The organism is Staphylococcus massiliensis CCUG 55927 (assembly GCF_000298075.1).
GTDB classification, from domain to species: domain Bacteria; phylum Bacillota; class Bacilli; order Staphylococcales; family Staphylococcaceae; genus Staphylococcus; species Staphylococcus massiliensis.
Window position 1 is genome coordinate 271,055 of the sequence record NZ_JH815593.1, and the last position, 16,488, is coordinate 287,542.

A 16,488-nucleotide genomic window follows, 5' to 3' on the forward strand; every position below is an offset into this window, starting at 1 on the left:
CACTTGAAAGTGATGAGTGCTAATGAGGTGATAACATGATTACAAAACGGCAATTTCGCATACTTAATGCGGTTGTTGAAGATTATGTTGATTTAGGACAACCTATCGGCTCAAAAAGTTTAATTGAAAGACATGGTGTGAATGTAAGTCCAGCGACAATTCGTAACGATATGAAACGCTTAGAAGAAATGTCTCTCATAGAGAAGACGCACACGTCGTCAGGGCGTGTACCTTCAAATTTAGGTTTTCGCTTTTACGTTAACCACATTTTAGATCAACATTCATTCCAAAATAATGAAAGATTAAATCATATAAGTGACATGTTAGTGAATAATCATTATGATATGACCTCGACTTTGAACGAGTTTGCTAATGAAATATCATCAATGTCAGAGTATACAACGCTTGTGGTTGGTCCTAATCATTCAGAGCACCAAATTAACACTGTGCATCTAATTAAAGCTACAGAACACCATCTTGTAATGGTAGTTGTCTTTAATACTGGTCACGTCGATCATCTTCATTTATCAACGCCGGATTCTTACAGTACTGATGATTTGATAATGTTATCAAATTACATCACGAACGAAATCCAAACTCGTAATGAAGTTGGAATGCGAGATGATTTTGATGCAACGTCTTATCAAAAGTTGATACAACAGATTAATACATTAATTAAAACTGAGATTAGTAATAATGCTTACGGTGTCTTTATGGGTGGTAAGGTGAAACTGATTGATGCTTTAAATGAATCTAATGTTTCATCGATACAACCTATCTTGCAGTACATCGAATCTAATCAAATTATGTCGTTAATTGATCACATGAATGATGCACGTATTAATGTAAAAATCGGTAAAGAAATCGATGAAGGGCTAGATGAAATATCAATCATCATAAGTGATTACCATATTGATGATGAATCTAAAGGCCATATTGCGGTTATCGGTCCTACCGCAATGAGATATCATGATGTTATCCAATTATTAGGACGTATTTGGTAAATATATTATTATGGAGGGCTAGTAATGGCAGAACATGATGAAGATTTAAAACAACAAAATGAAGCTGCTAACGAAGAAGCTGAAAACAAAACTCAAGCTTCTAATGAGAATGAAGAAGTTCAGTCTCAAGATTCAGAAGATAATCAAAATGAAAACAATGAAGAACAATCTGAATCTAATGAGCAAGTAGATGAAAAAGATCAAGAAATTGAACAACTTAAAAAAGAAGTAGACGAAAAAGAAGATCAATTCTTACGTTTACGTGCAGAATTTGAAAACTACAAGAGACGTATTCAGAAAGAGAATGAAACACTTAAAAAGTATCAGTCTCAACAAGTATTAACAGACATTTTACCTACATTAGACAATCTTGAACGTGCACTTCAAATTGAAGGTTCTGATGAATCATTCCAATCACTTAAAAAAGGCGTTCAAATGGTTTATGATAGTTTAGGTAAAGCCTTAGAAGAAAATGGTATGGAAGTTATTGAAACTACTGGTCATGAATTTGACCCTAATGTCCACCAAGCAGTTATGCAAGATGACAATTCAGAATATGATTCTGGTATTGTTACAGCTGAGCTCCAAAAAGGATACAAGCTTAAAGAGCGTGTCTTAAGAGCTGCAATGGTTAAAGTAAATCAATAATTTTGACGAATAGAAACCATTATGTAAAAATAAAATTGTTTTGACTAAATAGGAGGAATTGTTAATTATGAGTAAAGTAATTGGTATTGATTTAGGTACAACAAATAGTTGTGTAACAGTATTAGAAGGTGACGAACCAAAAGTAATTCAAAACCCAGAGGGTGCTAGAACAACACCATCTGTTGTAGCATTTAAAAACGGTGAAACTCAAGTAGGTGAAGTAGCTAAGCGTCAAGCTATCACTAACCCTAATACAATTCAATCTATTAAACGTTACATGGGTACAGACCATAAAGAAGATATCGAAGGTAAACAATATACACCTCAAGAAATCTCAGCTATGATTTTACAAAATTTAAAATCAACTGCTGAAAGTTACTTAGGTGAAAAAGTTGAAAAAGCAGTAATCACTGTACCTGCATACTTCAACGACGGTGAACGTCAAGCGACTAAAGATGCTGGTAAAATCGCTGGTTTAGAAGTTGAACGTATTATCAACGAACCAACTGCAGCAGCTTTAGCTTACGGTTTAGATAAAACAGACCAAGATCAAAAAGTATTAGTATTCGACTTAGGTGGCGGTACGTTTGACGTATCTATCTTAGAACTTGGTGACGGTGTATTTGAAGTATTATCTACAGCTGGTGACAACCGCTTAGGTGGGGATGACTTCGACCAAGTTATCATCGACCACTTAGTATCAGAATTCAAGAAAAAAAATGGCATTGATTTATCTCAAGATAAAATGGCATTACAACGTCTTAAAGATGCTGCTGAAAAAGCTAAGAAAGACTTATCAGGTGTATCTTCAACTCAAATTTCATTACCATTCATTTCAGCTGGTGAAGCAGGTCCAGTTCACTTAGAAACTAACCTTACACGTGCTAAATTCGAAGAACTAGCTGATGACTTAATCCGTAAAACAATGGAACCAACTCGTCAAGCAATGAAAGATGCTGGTTTATCAAGCTCTGAAATTGACGAAGTTATCCTAGTTGGTGGTTCTACTCGTATCCCAGCTGTACAAGAAGCTGTTAAAAAAGAAATCGGTAAAGAACCTAACAAAGGTGTTAACCCTGACGAAGTAGTAGCAATGGGTGCTGCTATCCAAGGTGGCGTTATCACTGGTGACGTTAAAGACGTTGTATTATTAGACGTAACACCATTATCATTAGGTATTGAAATCATGGGTGGACGTTTCAATAAACTAATCGAACGTAACACTACAATCCCAACATCTAAATCACAAGTTTACTCTACAGCAGCTGACAACCAACCAGCAGTAGATATTCACGTATTACAAGGTGAACGTCCAATGGCTAACGACAACAAAACACTTGGTCGTTTCCAATTAACAGACATTCCACCAGCTCCACGCGGTGTACCTCAAATCGAAGTTACTTTCGATATCGATAAAAACGGTATTGTTAATGTAACTGCTAAAGACTTAGGTACTAACAAAGAACAAAAAATTACGATCGAATCAAGCTCATCACTTTCAGACGACGAAATCGATCGTATGGTTAAAGAAGCTGAACAAAATAAAGAAGCCGATGAAAAACGTCGTGACGAAGTAGACTTACGTAACGAAGCTGACCAACTTGTATTCCAAGTTGATAAGACGTTAAAAGATGCTGGTGACAATGTTTCTGAAGAAGACAAGAAAGATGCCGAAACTAAGAAAGACGAATTAAAATCAGCTCTAGAAGGCGACGATATCGAAGACATCAAGTCTAAGAAAGAAGCTTTAGAACAAGTTGTTCAACAATTAACTATGAAGATGTATGAGCAAGCACAACAAGCTCAACAAGGTGCTGAAGGTCAACAACAATCTAAAGACGACAATGTAGAAGATGCTGATTATAAAGAAGTTAAAGACGACGATGATAAAAACAACAAATAAGTTCTAGCTTCAATCATTAAAAGTCAAAGTCAATGCTATTGGCTTTGACTTTTTTCTTGAATAAAATATAAACGTAATCATTTCACGATTTTAAACATAAAGGAGAGATAACTGTGGCAAAACGAGACTACTATGAAGTCCTTGGTGTAAGTAAAAGTGCTTCTAAGGATGAAATAAAAAAAGCTTACCGCAAATTATCTAAAAAATATCATCCAGATATTAACCACGAAGAAGGTGCGGATGAGAAGTTCAAAGAAATTTCTGAAGCTTATGAAGTCCTAAGTGATGAAAATAAACGTGCTAACTACGACCAATTTGGCCATGCAGGTGCTCAAGGCGGCTATGGCAGCCAAGGATTTGGTGGTCAAGACTTTGGTGGATTCTCTGGCGGTGGCTTCGAAGATATCTTTAGTTCATTCTTTGGTGGAGGCGCACGTCAACGTGATCCAAACGCGCCACGTAAAGGTGACGACCTTCAATACACTATGACTGTTACATTCGAAGAAGCAGTCTTTGGTGGCGAAAAAGAGATATCTATACGTAAAGATGTTAAGTGTGATACTTGTGATGGTGAAGGTGCTAAACCTGGTACTAAAAAGAAAACTTGTAACTACTGTCACGGTGCAGGAAGTGTATCAGTTGAACAAAATACGATCCTTGGTCGCGTAAGAACTGAAAAAGTATGTCCATCATGTAATGGTTCAGGTCAAGAATTTGAAGAACCATGCCCAAATTGTCATGGTAAAGGTACTGAAACGAAAAATGTTAAATTACAAGTAACAATCCCTGAAGGTGTTGACAACGAACAACAAATTAGACTTCAAGGTCAAGGTTCACCAGGTGAAAATGGTGGTCCAGAAGGTGATTTATTCATCGTATTTAGAGTCAAACCTTCTCAAACATTCGAACGTGATGGCGACCACATTCTGTATCACTTAGACATCAGTTTCCCACAAGCTGCTTTAGGTGATGAAGTCAAAATACCTACGCTAAATGGTAATGTTATGCTTACAATCCCTGCAGGTACGCAAACAGGTAAGCAATTTAGATTAAAAGAAAAAGGTATTAAGAACGTACATGGATATGGCTACGGTGACTTATTCGTAGACGTTAATGTTAGAACGCCAGACAAATTAACTGAAAGACAACGTGAACTTATGAAAGAATTTGCTGAAATTAGTGGGGAGTCAATTAATGACCAACCATCAAGTTTCACAGATAAAGCGAGACGTTTCTTTAAAGGAGAATAATCATGAAATGGATTGAATTATCAATCAATATCAATCGTGAGATAGAATCTTTAGTGACGTCTCTCTTAGTTGACTTTGGTTCTTCAGGTGTCGTCATTGAAGACCCTGAAGAATTAACGAAAGAACGTCAAGATCAATACGGAGAAATTTATGATCTTAATCCAGATGACTATCCTGAGGAAGGTATACGTGTAAAGTGTTATTTCAATGAGTTAGACTTCAGTGAAACCTTACAACAAAACATTGAACAAGCGATTCTTAACTTAGATGATGCTGATCAAAACTTTATTCAACTGCATGTTAAGCATCTACAAGAATCTGACTGGGAAAATGAATGGAAACATTATTTTCATCCATTTAAAGCCTCAAAACATTTTACAATTGTGCCAAGTTGGGAAGATTACGAAACGCAAGATACTGAAGAAAAATGTATAGAGTTAGACCCTGGTATGGCCTTTGGAACAGGGGATCACCCAACTACTTACATGTGTCTGAGTGCAATTGAAGACATCGTTAAACCAGAACATTCGGTTATAGACGTGGGTACTGGTTCAGGTGTTTTAAGTATTGCAAGTCACCTCATGGGGGCTAAGCGAATTAAAGCAATTGACCTTGACCAAATGGCAGTTAACGTTGCGGTTGAGAACTTTGAAAAGAATAACTGTGCTCAAGATATTGAAGCCGCAACTGGCAACCTTTTAAAAGAAGAAACTGGCAAATATGACGTTATAATCGCAAATATATTAGCACATATTATTGAACAAATGATTGAAGATGCATATGATAAATTGAATGATGGTGGTTACTTTATCACATCGGGTATTATAATAGAAAAAAGTAATCAAATCATTGAACAATTAAAGCGCGTTGGTTTTAAACACATCAATTTAAAAGAAGACAACGGTTGGGTATGCATCGTTTGTCAGAAAGTGAGCGAATAATATGCAACGATATTTCCTAACAGAAAGCGCTGATTTAAACCAGCGTTTTTTTATACAAGAAAAAAATGATATCCATCATATCTCTAAGGTGATGCGCATGCAGCCTGAAGATCACATCGTCATCACGTTTAACGATGAAAAGGTATTTAAGTGTGAGATCATAGACATTTCTAACGAAGCCATCGAAGTTGAAACTATCGAAGCTTTAGATGTTATGAGTGAAATGCCTGTTGAAGTTACGATTTTAAGCGGACTCATCAAAGCCGATAAATACGAATGGATGTTACAAAAAGCAACTGAATTAGGTGCTAAACACTTTATTGGTACTGAAATGGAACGAAATGTAGTTAAGTTACAACCAAATAAAGCCTCTAAAAAGCTATCGCGTTGGGAAAAGATCATTAAAGAAGCTGCTGAGCAGAGTTATCGTTTATCGATACCTTCTATTAAATACATGTCGAACTTTAATGAAATATATGATATTATTAATCAATATGATTATGTCATTATCGCATATGAAGAGTCAGCCAAACGTGGTGAAGTTAGTCATTTGAAAGCTTTAACTCAAAAGTTTAAAGCAGGTGACAAAATCTTATTTGTATCAGGTCCTGAAGGTGGCTTTAGTGAAAACGAAATCGAGAAGTTAACTGAAGTAGGCTGTGCCGTAGGTTTAGGGCCTCGTATATTACGCGCAGAAACAGCACCACTTTATGTATTAAGTGCGATAAGCTATGAATTAGAATTAATGAGGTGATTAAATGTCAACAGTTGCTTTTCATACTTTAGGTTGTAAAGTAAATCATTATGAAACTGAAGCAATTTGGCAATTATTTAAAGATGCGGATTATGAACGCGTTGATTTCAATCAAAACGCTGACGTATTCGTTATTAATACATGTACAGTAACAAACACTGGCGATAAGAAGAGTCGTCAAATTATTCGTCGTGCAATTCGTAAAAATCCTGATGCAGTTATTTGCGTGACAGGTTGCTACGCTCAAACATCTTCAGCAGAAATTATGGAAATTCCTGGTGTGGATATTGTAGTAGGTACAGAAGGTCGTTCACGCTTATTAGATTACATTGAAACGTATCGTAAAGAACGTGAACCAATCAACGGTGTCGGTAATATCATGAAGAACCGTACATACGAAGAACTTGAAGTGCCTTACTTTACAGACCGTACGCGTGCATCACTTAAGATTCAAGAAGGCTGTAATAACTTCTGCACGTTCTGTATCATCCCTTGGGCACGTGGTTTAATGCGTTCAAGAGATCCTGAGAAAGTGGTTGAACAAGCAACAACACTTGTGAATTCAGGTTATAAAGAAATCGTTCTAACTGGTATTCACACTGGTGGTTATGGTCAAGACCTTAAAGATTATAATCTCGCGCAATTACTACGAGATCTTGAAACGGTTGATGGCTTAGAGCGTATTCGTATTTCTTCAATCGAAGCAAGCCAATTAACAGACGAAGTGATTGAAGTGTTACAACAGTCTACTAAAGTAGTGCGTCACTTACACGTACCATTACAATCAGGTTCAGACTCAGTGTTAAAACGTATGAGACGTAAATATTCAATGGCACATTTCTCTGAGCGTTTAACGAAATTACATGAAGCTTTACCTGGCTTAGCAGTTACAAGTGACGTTATAGTTGGGTTCCCAGGTGAAACAGAAGAAGAATTCCAACAAACATACGACTTTATTGTCGACCATCACTTCTCAGAACTACACGTATTCCCATATTCTCCAAGAATTGGTACGCCAGCCGCTCGTATGGACGATCAAGTTGACGAAGAAGTGAAGAATGAGCGTGTGCATCGTTTAATCAATTTAAGTAATCAGCTTGCGAAACAATATGCTTCTAAATTTGACCAAGATGTTCTTGAAGTGATCCCTGAAGAAAAAGGCTCTCACGATGGCATCTTAGTTGGCTATGCTGATAATTACATGAAAGTGGAATTTGACGGTGACGAATCATTAATTGGTGAACTTGTCAAAGTAAAGATTACAGAACCTAACTATCCAATAAATAAAGGTCAACTCTTAAGAGTCGTTGAACATGCTACAAATCAGTCAAATAAAGAAGTATTAGTTTAAATGTAAATTTTATGAAATTCGCATTTGACCGTAAAAGCGACTTATATTATACTTGTTGTACATAGTTATAAGACTATGTAAAGATAATATAAAGCTTTCTTGAGATTTGGAGGGAGGGAAATACAGATGTCTAAAACAGTAGTCCGTAAAAACGAATCAATCGATGACGCTTTACGTCGTTTCAAACGTTCTGTTTCTAAGAGCGGTACGATTCAAGAAGTACGTAAACGTGAATTCTACGAAAAACCAAGTGTTAAGCGTAAGAAAAAATCAGAAGCTGCACGTAAGCGTAAATTTAAATAATTAATGAATCTGTTGATCTCCCTCAACACATAAATTCATTATGAATAACAGTCTAAGACACATGTCTTAGGCTGTTATTTTTATATCTGAAAAGCCAAGTTATAGGGGTATGGCTTTTCAAAAGGAGGCAACCTTGAACGCGCATAAATGCAAGAAGTATGCATAAAAATGCGTTTCAATCATAATGATTCTTTAAATTTTAGAGGGTGATATAAAAAGGTTGATAATATATTCAATTCTAAATAAAAAACCTATTTATACGCTTGTATTTAATGTATACTTAAATTAGGGAGTGAGGTGAAAGGTTATCCCATGATGAATTTACATATACTAACTTTTCTTCAAAATACACAAGATAATAGTTGGATGAATATGTTAAGTAAAATGATTACCTCACCTTTAATTTCATTAGTTTTAACGTGTGTGATCTTTTTAGGGTTTTTGTACCAATTATATTCTAAACGAATTAATATCATTGGTATTATCGCTACATTAGCTTTACTGGTCTTCTTTTTAGGGTTCTTAATCGAAGGCAGTATGAGCTTTCTAACATTCATACTATTTATAGTCGGGGTTATCTTTTTAATTCTTGAACTATTCGTAGTAGGTGCTGTGCTCGGTATTACCGGATTAGTGCTGATTATATTTAGTATTGTTTCGTTGGGAGATAATTTATTACAAATGCTAGTTAATGTTGTCATTGCATTAATTTTAGCAATTATTGAGTGGGTGATTTTAGTGAAATTTTTCAAACGTAAGATTCCATTTTTTGAGAATGTGGTACTTAAAGATTCGACGAGTCGTGAGTCAGGATATACATCTCACGATGATTTATCGCATTTAGTTGGAGAAGTAGCTAACACCGTTACAGACCTAAGACCATCTGGGGTCATTGTCTTAAATGATGATCGAATAGATGCGGTTTCTGATGGTCCCTTTATTTTAAAAGACAAGCCCGTCAAGATTATTGAAGTTGAAGGTACCCGTGTTGTAGTAAGAGAAATTGAATAAGGAGTGTATAGGAAATGATGTTTAGCGGATTAATTCCTCTTATTGTCATTATTGTGCTCGTTATCGTAGCACTAATGATTTTACTATCGTTTGTTCCTGTAGGATTATGGATTTCAGCGATTGCAGCTGGCGTTAAAGTAGGTATCGGTACACTTGTAGGTATGCGCTTAAGACGTGTATCACCTCGACGTGTTATCGGGCCTTTAATCAAAGCGCATAAAGCTGGATTACACTTATCAACGAACCAACTTGAGTCTCACTACCTAGCAGGTGGTAACGTAGACCGTGTCGTTGATGCGAACATCGCAGCTCAACGTGCTGAAATTAATTTACCATTTGAACGTGCCGCTGCTATCGACTTAGCAGGTCGTGATGTACTTGAAGCGGTTCAAATGTCAGTTAACCCGAAAGTGATTGAAACACCATTTATCGCTGGTGTTGCGATGGATGGTATCGAGTTAAAAGCTAAAGCACGTATTACAGTTCGTGCAAACATTTCTCGATTAGTCGGTGGTGCTGGTGAAGAAACAATCATCGCCCGTGTAGGTGAAGGTATCGTTTCTACAATTGGTTCTAGTGAACACCATAAAGAAGTACTTGAGAATCCTGATAATATCTCTAAGACAGTATTAAGTAAAGGGCTTGATTCAGGTACTGCTTTCGAAATTTTATCTATTGATATCGCAGACGTTGATATCAGTAAGAACATTGGTGCCGATCTTCAAACTGAACAAGCAATGGCTGATAAAAACATTGCTCAAGCAAAAGCCGAAGAACGTCGTGCAATGGCTGTAGCTTCTGAACAAGAAATGAAAGCACGTGTGCAAGAAATGCGTGCGAAAGTTGTTGAAGCTGAGTCAGAAGTACCACTTGCTTTAGCTGAAGCATTACGTTCAGGGAATATCGGTGTGAAAGATTATTATAATCTTAAGAACATCGAAGCGGATACAGGCATGAGAGAAGCAATTAACAAGAGTACTAATCAAGGCGACCAAGATTCACCAGAAAACTAAATGAGGTGATATAAGTGAATATAGGTCTCATAATTTTTGTAGTCTCTATTATCATTTCGGTCGTTAGTGCGATTAATGATAAGAGTCATAAATCGCGACAAAATCAAAGACCTAAACAACAAACACCTAATAAACCTAAAAACGTTTTTGAACGGTTTGAAGACACGATGAAAGAGGTTGAACGTGAACTAGATGGTGGCTTTTCAGATGTATTTGATGAGGAAGATGATAAACCTTCTAAAAGAGTACATGAAACACCTCAAGAAGAACAAACACCACCTTCACGTGAAAGACAAACGACTCGAACTGAAAAACCTAAAGAAATGTCTAATTCTGAACAGAAAAAGCGTGCCGCTGAAGCTGAAGTGAGACGTGAACTTGAAGAAGATGTACGTCGTCACATGGATAGTGTTAGTTATGAAATTGACAAGGTTAAGGACGAACGCTTAGCTGAAATTAGATACAAAACTGAACTTATCTTAGACGACAAATACTTATCGCCTAGAGCAAAACGTGCTCGCATTCAAGAATTAATGGCACAGTTTAAACCTAAAGATCAATTGAAGTCAGGTCATCAGTTTTCAGATAATGAAGTGGTTAATGGGTTAATTTGGTCAGAAATTTTAAATAAACCTAAACAATTATAAATGTTTAAATTGGCTTTTCAAAAAGTATGATGATAAAGCTCCGAGTGATCTTAAGTACGAGATTATTCGGGGCTTTTTATTTGGGGAAAGCGAGAATAAAATGGCGAAATCGTAGTTTCAATTTTAAGGTGATGTGTCATGAATCGTGATATAATTGAGATGGATATAAGTTAATTAAATTGCATGGCTAACATGCTTTTGATACATTTAAATTGAACTAAATTACAATTGAAAAGGAGCTCATGTATGCCTGAGTTAATTCATATCGATGACATCAATCAAGCACAAGCATTAATTGGGAGTAATGATGAACACTTAAAGTTTGTCGATGATGCGTTTGATGTCAATATTCATGCCAGAGGTCAAGAAATTGCTGTAAGAGGTCAAAAGGTTGAGGAAGTTGAACTTGCTGAATCTGTTATCAAGAATCTGTTAAAGGTGATTGAACAAGGTGCCTCAATTAACATTAAAGATGTTCAAGCAGCAGTTAAAATGGCTAAAAACGGCAACATCAATCATTTAATTGATTTATATGAAGAAGAAATTACCAAAGATGCTTATGGTAAAACAATACGTGCCAAAACAATGGGGCAACGTATGTATGTACACGCTATGAAACAAAATGATTTGGTGTTTGGAATAGGTCCTGCTGGTACAGGTAAAACGTTCTTAGCGGTCGTCTTTGCAGCTAAGGCGTTAAGAAAAGGTGAAGTTAAGCGAATTGTGCTTACGCGACCAGCAGTTGAAGCGGGCGAATCTTTAGGGTTCTTACCTGGTGACTTAAAAGAGAAGGTCGACCCGTATTTACGTCCGTTATATGATGGTTTAAACACAGTGCTCGGTGCTGAACAAACTGCCCGCTTTATTGAACGCGGTATTATTGAAATTGCACCACTTGCATACATGCGCGGTCGAACTTTAGACGATGCATTTGTAATTCTCGATGAAGCTCAAAATACAACGCATGCACAAATGAAGATGTTCTTAACACGTTTAGGATTCGGTTCTAAAATGGTTGTTACAGGCGATAAAACCCAAATTGACTTACCTAAAGGTGTTAAAAGTGGTTTAGTTGAAGCTGAACAACGTTTAAAAGGTGTTAAGGGCCTTTCGATACTTCAGTTAGAACAAACTGATGTTGTGCGTCACCCATTAGTCGGTAGAATTATCGATCGTTATGAGGAGGAATAAAGCATGTTTACGATAGATTTTAGTGATCACACGAATGAAGTTGAGGCTTCATGGTTTGAACAAATTGAAGACCTGCTTACGTTTGCTAAATCTAAAGAAGGTATTGAAGAGGAAGCTGAATTATCCGTAACTTTCGTAGATAAAGAAGAAATTCAAAGTATTAACCGAGATTATCGTGACAAAGACAAAGTGACGGATGTGATTTCTTTTGCATTAGAAGAGGATGAGCCTGAGATTGAAGGATTAGACATGCCGCGCGTTCTTGGTGACATCATTATTTGTACTGACGTTGCGAAAGAACAGGCTGAAAGCTATAACCATTCATTCGAACGTGAACTTGGGTTCCTAGCTCTACACGGTTTCTTACATCTTTTAGGTTATGACCACATGAATGAAGCGGATGAGAAGAAAATGTTTGGTCGTCAGACAGAGATTCTCAATGAATATGGTTTAACAAGGGATTAATATGAAGCGTTTCAAATATGCATTTGAAGGATGTATTCAACTCTTTAAAAAAGATCATAATTTCTTGTTGCACATCGTGTTAATGATAATTGCAATCATATTTGGAATCATTTGCGGAATTTCTCCTATAGAGTGGATGATACTCACGCTCGTAATCGGATTAGTGCTTGCCTTTGAAGTGATAAATACAGCGCTTGAATACGTTGTTGATTTAGTGACACTTGAGTATCACGATTATGCTAAATATGCTAAAGATATCGCTGCGTTCAGTGTTGTAATCATGGCTATTGTGGCAGTCATTATTGGAATAATCATATTCATACCGAAACTTATTTAACAACAAGGAGGAACAAGCATGGCTTATAATGAAACGTATTTTAAAGAAGTGCGTGAAGCGCAAAGTAAAGCTTATGCACCGTATAGTAACTTTAAAGTAGGTGCTTATTTAATTACGAAAGATGGTAAAAGTTACCATGGCGCTAACGTTGAGAATGCTGCATATCCAGACAGTATTTGTGCAGAACGTTCAAGTTTAGTTGCTGCTATTAGTGATGGTTACCGCCCAAGCGACTTTGAAAGTATCACAGTTACAGTTGATGCAAATGAGCCATCTTCACCATGTGGTTCTTGTAGACAAGTGTTAAAAGAACTCTGTGATGACGATATGCCTGTCTATATGACGAACCACAAAGGTGATATGAAAATGTTAACAGTCAATGAATTATTACCACTTGGCTTTTCAGGAAAGGATTTAGATTAAATGGAACATAAATCAGGGTTTGTATCGATTATTGGACGCCCGAATGTAGGTAAGTCGACGTTCATGAATCGTGTGATTGGACATAAAATTGCAATCATGTCTGATAAAGCGCAAACAACTCGAAATAAAATTCAAGGTGTTATGACGGAAGCGGATTCTCAAATTATCTTTCTTGATACACCGGGTATTCATAAACCGAAACATAAACTAGGTGACTATATGATGAAAGTCGCTAAAAATACGCTCGGTGAAATTGATGCGATTATGTTTATGGTCAATGTGGATGAAGAAATAGGCCGCGGCGATCAATATATCATGGACATGCTTAAAAATGTTAAGACGCCCGTATTCTTAGTATTAAATAAAATTGATCTTGTGCATCCTGATCAATTAATGCCACGTATTGAACAATATCAAGAGTACATGGATTTCACAGAAGTGATTCCGATTTCCGCTTTAGAAGGTCTTAATGTAGATCACTTTATTAGTGTGTTGAAATCTTACTTACCGGAAGGGCCGAAGTATTATCCAGACGATCAAATATCTGATCACCCTGAACAATTCGTTGTTAGTGAGCTCATTCGCGAGAAGATTTTAGAGCTAACTTCTGAGGAAATACCGCATGCGATTGGTGTAAACGTTGCCCGTATGGTTAAAGAAAGCGAAGACCGCGTGCGTATTGAAGCAACGATTTTTGTTGAGCGTGACAGCCAAAAAGGTATCGTTATCGGAAAAGGCGGTAAGAAGTTAAAAGAAGTTGGTAAGCGCGCAAGACGTGATATCGAGATACTCCTTGGTTCTAAAGTTTATTTAGATGTTTGGGTAAAAGTTCAACGCGACTGGCGTAATAAAGTGAATTTCATTCGCCAAATGGGTTACGTTGAGGATGAATATTAAAAGGAAGAGGTGATGCCTTTTGTTACAAAAGCAAAAGGGCGTCATTATTAAATCAGTCGATTATGGTGAATCGGATAAGGTTATTACGATATTAAATGAGCACGGTAGTAAAGTGCCGTTGATGGTTCGTCGTGCGAAAAAGAGTAAAAAAGGACTACAAGCCAGTACACAATTATTTGTATATGGCTTGTTTATTTATTCTAAATGGCGCGGTATGGGGACGTTAACGTCTGTAGATGTGATTGACCGCCATTATCCATTGCAATTAGATATTTATAAAAGTAGTTACGTGAGTTTGTGTGCGGAAATTATAGATCGTGGCTTTGAAGATCAAATAAGCGAAGAAAGTTTTAAGCTACTACAGTTTGCTTTAACGCGAATTGAAGCGGACGTTTCACCTCAACTCGTAGCAAATATTGTATTCTTAAAGTGTATGTATCTCTTCGGCTTCCAGCTCGACTTTACAACTTGCGCCATTACGCATGATACCGACCAATCTCATCTAGCTGGTTATAGCTTTAAGTTTGATGGTCCCATTTCTGAAAAGGTCTTGCACCAAGATCCCCATGCGGTGCGCATTAAAAATCGAACGTTTTATCTAATGGATGTTTTACAACATTTACCGATCGATAAAATGAAATCTATTACGATAAATGAAGACATATTAACTGAGATGAATGATTTATTATTGATGCTATACCGTGAGTACGCGGGCGTCTTCTTTAAAGGTCAAAAGTTAATCAACCAGTTGAAACGCTTTGAACAATCAACTGAGTCAGACTAAAAAAGATCCGAGACAACTAATTGTGTCCCGGATCTTTTAATTATATTGAGAATAAATTAGAACTTAACTTTGTCAGCTAAGAAGTCGTTTAACTCATCGATAGGCATACGAACTTGTTCCATGCTATCGCGGTCACGAACTGTAACTTGGTTATCTTCTAATGAATCGAAGTCGAATGTGATACAGTATGGTGTACCAATTTCGTCTTGACGACGGTAACGCTTACCGATTGATTGTGATTCGTCAAAGTCGATTGTGAAGTTTTCACTAAGTTGCTCGTAAACTTTCATTGCATCGTCAGATAATTTCTTACTTAATGGTAAAACTGCTGCTTTGTATGGTGCTAAAGCAGGGTGGAAGTGTAATACTGTACGTGCATCTTTACTACCTTCAACACCTTCTTCGTCATAAGCATCACATAAGAATGCTAATGTAACACGGTCAGCACCAAGAGATGGTTCGATACAATATGGAATGTATTTCTCATTCGTTTCTTGGTCGTGATATTTAAAGTCATCACCTGAATGTTCACTATGGCGTTTTAAGTCGAAGTCTGTACGACTTGCGATACCCCATAATTCACCCCAACCGAATGGGAAGCGGTATTCGATATCAGTAGTAGCATTTGAGTAGTGAGATAACTCGTCTTCGTCATGATCACGTAATCTTACGTTATCATCAACAAGACCTAAGTTACGTAACCAGTTACTTGCAAAGTTTTTCCAATACTCTTGCCATTCAATTTCTTCACCTGGTTTACAGAAGAATTCTAATTCCATTTGTTCGAATTCACGCGTTCTGAAGATGAAGTTACCTGGCGTAATTTCGTTACGGAACGATTTACCGATTTGACCGATACCAAATGGTAACTTTTTACGCATTGAACGTTGAACGTTTTTGTAGTTTACGAAGATACCTTGAGCTGTTTCAGGACGTAAGAAAATTTCGTTAGTTGAACTTTCAGTTACACCTTGGAAAGTTTTGAACATTAAGTTGAATTGACGAATGTCAGTCCAGTTAGCTGTACCACTTACAGGACATACGATACCTTCGTCATCAATGATTTTCTTCATTTCATCGAAGCTTAAACCGTCAGCTACGAAGTTTTCGTCGCCTTTTTCATTTTGCATGTATTCTTCAATGATTTTGTCGGCACGGTAACGAATTTTACTATCTTTATTATCGATCATTGGGTCGTTAAAGTTACCTAAGTGACCTGAAGCTTCCCACACTTTAGGGTTCATAAGAATAGCTGCATCTAAACCAACGTTATATGGTGATTGAGAAATGAATTTTTTCCACCATGCTTTTTTAACGTTATTTTTAAGTTCAACACCTAATGGACCATAATCCCAAGTGTTTGCTAAACCACCGTAAATGTCACTGCCAGGGAATACAAAACCTCTATGCTTGGCTAATTGTACAATTGTTTCCATATCTTTTGTCATATTCCATAACACTCCTTTTTAATATAAAAAACGCCCCAAGACAAAGATTAACTCTAAGTCTTGGGACGAATTATGTATGATAATCCGCGGTTCCACCCAAATTAGTGTAGCCACTCGC

The 16,488-nt window shown here is 36.8% G+C and carries 18 protein-coding genes; 17 read left to right on the top strand and 1 reads right to left on the bottom strand.

What is annotated here, in order from left to right:
* Positions 1-35 precede the first annotated feature (35 nt).
* From hrcA to recO, 17 genes are all read left to right on the top strand, one after another.
* Positions 36-1,004, top strand: a complete 969-nt coding sequence (gene hrcA, locus A33S_RS0101685) for a heat-inducible transcriptional repressor HrcA (RefSeq protein ID WP_017176488.1) — start codon at positions 36-38, stop codon at positions 1,002-1,004.
* Positions 1,005-1,028: 24 nt separating this feature from the next.
* Complete coding sequence (grpE, locus tag A33S_RS0101690; RefSeq protein WP_009382596.1) at positions 1,029-1,652, top strand: nucleotide exchange factor GrpE; 624 nt, start codon at positions 1,029-1,031, stop codon at positions 1,650-1,652.
* 67 nt (positions 1,653-1,719) lie between these two features.
* Positions 1,720-3,555 (top strand): molecular chaperone DnaK, encoded by a 1,836-nt coding sequence (gene dnaK, locus A33S_RS0101695; RefSeq protein ID WP_009382595.1) that lies wholly within the window; start codon positions 1,720-1,722, stop codon positions 3,553-3,555.
* 113 nt (positions 3,556-3,668) lie between these two features.
* Positions 3,669-4,805: a molecular chaperone DnaJ gene (gene dnaJ / locus A33S_RS0101700; protein WP_017176489.1), complete on the top strand. Its 1,137-nt coding sequence runs from the start codon at positions 3,669-3,671 to the stop codon at positions 4,803-4,805.
* 2 nt (positions 4,806-4,807) lie between these two features.
* Complete coding sequence (gene prmA, locus A33S_RS0101705) at positions 4,808-5,746, top strand: 50S ribosomal protein L11 methyltransferase (RefSeq protein WP_009382593.1); 939 nt, start codon at positions 4,808-4,810, stop codon at positions 5,744-5,746.
* Position 5,747: 1 nt separating this feature from the next.
* A complete protein-coding gene (locus A33S_RS0101710) occupies positions 5,748-6,500 on the top strand; it encodes a 16S rRNA (uracil(1498)-N(3))-methyltransferase (protein ID WP_009382592.1) in 753 nt (250 codons plus the stop codon).
* A 4-nt stretch (positions 6,501-6,504) separates the two neighbouring features.
* A complete protein-coding gene (gene mtaB / locus A33S_RS0101715) occupies positions 6,505-7,851 on the top strand; it encodes a tRNA (N(6)-L-threonylcarbamoyladenosine(37)-C(2))-methylthiotransferase MtaB (protein WP_009382590.1) in 1,347 nt (448 codons plus the stop codon).
* A gap of 126 nt (positions 7,852-7,977) precedes the next feature.
* Entirely contained in the window at positions 7,978-8,154 is a 177-nt protein-coding gene (rpsU, locus tag A33S_RS0101720; protein ID WP_009382589.1) for a 30S ribosomal protein S21, read from the top strand.
* A gap of 312 nt (positions 8,155-8,466) precedes the next feature.
* Positions 8,467-9,165, top strand: coding sequence for an NfeD family protein (locus A33S_RS0101725; protein WP_009382588.1), 699 nt, complete (start codon positions 8,467-8,469; stop codon positions 9,163-9,165).
* Positions 9,166-9,179: 14 nt separating this feature from the next.
* Positions 9,180-10,178 (top strand): flotillin-like protein FloA, encoded by a 999-nt coding sequence (gene floA / locus A33S_RS0101730; RefSeq protein ID WP_009382587.1) that lies wholly within the window; start codon positions 9,180-9,182, stop codon positions 10,176-10,178.
* A gap of 14 nt (positions 10,179-10,192) precedes the next feature.
* Entirely contained in the window at positions 10,193-10,825 is a 633-nt protein-coding gene (locus A33S_RS0101735; protein ID WP_009382586.1) for a hypothetical protein, read from the top strand.
* Positions 10,826-11,071: 246 nt separating this feature from the next.
* On the top strand, positions 11,072-12,016 hold the full coding sequence (locus A33S_RS0101740) for a PhoH family protein (RefSeq protein WP_009382585.1): 945 nt from the start codon (positions 11,072-11,074) through the stop codon (positions 12,014-12,016).
* Positions 12,017-12,019: 3 nt separating this feature from the next.
* The gene (gene ybeY, locus A33S_RS0101745; RefSeq protein WP_009382584.1) at positions 12,020-12,481 is read left to right on the top strand and encodes an rRNA maturation RNase YbeY; all 462 of its coding nucleotides are present in this window, start codon (positions 12,020-12,022) and stop codon (positions 12,479-12,481) included.
* A 1-nt stretch (position 12,482) separates the two neighbouring features.
* Entirely contained in the window at positions 12,483-12,818 is a 336-nt protein-coding gene (locus tag A33S_RS0101750) for a diacylglycerol kinase family protein (RefSeq protein WP_009382583.1), read from the top strand.
* Between the two features lie 18 nt (positions 12,819-12,836).
* Complete coding sequence (cdd, locus tag A33S_RS0101755; RefSeq protein WP_009382582.1) at positions 12,837-13,241, top strand: cytidine deaminase; 405 nt, start codon at positions 12,837-12,839, stop codon at positions 13,239-13,241.
* The gene (gene era / locus A33S_RS0101760) at positions 13,242-14,138 is read left to right on the top strand and encodes a GTPase Era (RefSeq protein WP_017176490.1); all 897 of its coding nucleotides are present in this window, start codon (positions 13,242-13,244) and stop codon (positions 14,136-14,138) included.
* 19 nt (positions 14,139-14,157) lie between these two features.
* Positions 14,158-14,922: a DNA repair protein RecO gene (gene recO, locus A33S_RS0101765; protein ID WP_009382580.1), complete on the top strand. Its 765-nt coding sequence runs from the start codon at positions 14,158-14,160 to the stop codon at positions 14,920-14,922.
* 56 nt (positions 14,923-14,978) lie between these two features.
* On the opposite strand, the gene A33S_RS0101770 is transcribed toward recO, so the two are convergent.
* Complete coding sequence (locus tag A33S_RS0101770; protein ID WP_009382579.1) at positions 14,979-16,370, bottom strand: glycine--tRNA ligase; 1,392 nt, start codon at positions 16,368-16,370, stop codon at positions 14,979-14,981.
* Positions 16,371-16,488: the final 118 nt, after the last annotated feature.

Excerpts from the sequence above, each read along its gene's own strand:
- A33S_RS0101710 (WP_009382592.1), top strand. The coding sequence starts at position 5,748 with ATGCAACGATATTTCCTAACAGAAAGCGCTGATTTAAACCAGCGTTTT.
- A33S_RS0101770 (WP_009382579.1), bottom strand. The coding sequence starts at position 16,370 with ATGACAAAAGATATGGAAACAATTGTACAATTAGCCAAGCATAGAGGT.
- mtaB (WP_009382590.1), top strand. The coding sequence starts at position 6,505 with ATGTCAACAGTTGCTTTTCATACTTTAGGTTGTAAAGTAAATCATTAT.
- hrcA (WP_017176488.1), top strand. The coding sequence starts at position 36 with ATGATTACAAAACGGCAATTTCGCATACTTAATGCGGTTGTTGAAGAT.
- A33S_RS0101750 (WP_009382583.1), top strand. The coding sequence starts at position 12,483 with ATGAAGCGTTTCAAATATGCATTTGAAGGATGTATTCAACTCTTTAAA.
- ybeY (WP_009382584.1), top strand. The coding sequence starts at position 12,020 with ATGTTTACGATAGATTTTAGTGATCACACGAATGAAGTTGAGGCTTCA.
- A33S_RS0101740 (WP_009382585.1), top strand. The coding sequence starts at position 11,072 with ATGCCTGAGTTAATTCATATCGATGACATCAATCAAGCACAAGCATTA.
- prmA (WP_009382593.1), top strand. The coding sequence starts at position 4,808 with ATGAAATGGATTGAATTATCAATCAATATCAATCGTGAGATAGAATCT.
- cdd (WP_009382582.1), top strand. The coding sequence starts at position 12,837 with ATGGCTTATAATGAAACGTATTTTAAAGAAGTGCGTGAAGCGCAAAGT.
- grpE (WP_009382596.1), top strand. The coding sequence starts at position 1,029 with ATGGCAGAACATGATGAAGATTTAAAACAACAAAATGAAGCTGCTAAC.
- era (WP_017176490.1), top strand. The coding sequence starts at position 13,242 with ATGGAACATAAATCAGGGTTTGTATCGATTATTGGACGCCCGAATGTA.
- rpsU (WP_009382589.1), top strand. The coding sequence starts at position 7,978 with ATGTCTAAAACAGTAGTCCGTAAAAACGAATCAATCGATGACGCTTTA.
- dnaK (WP_009382595.1), top strand. The coding sequence starts at position 1,720 with ATGAGTAAAGTAATTGGTATTGATTTAGGTACAACAAATAGTTGTGTA.
- floA (WP_009382587.1), top strand. The coding sequence starts at position 9,180 with ATGATGTTTAGCGGATTAATTCCTCTTATTGTCATTATTGTGCTCGTT.
- A33S_RS0101725 (WP_009382588.1), top strand. The coding sequence starts at position 8,467 with ATGATGAATTTACATATACTAACTTTTCTTCAAAATACACAAGATAAT.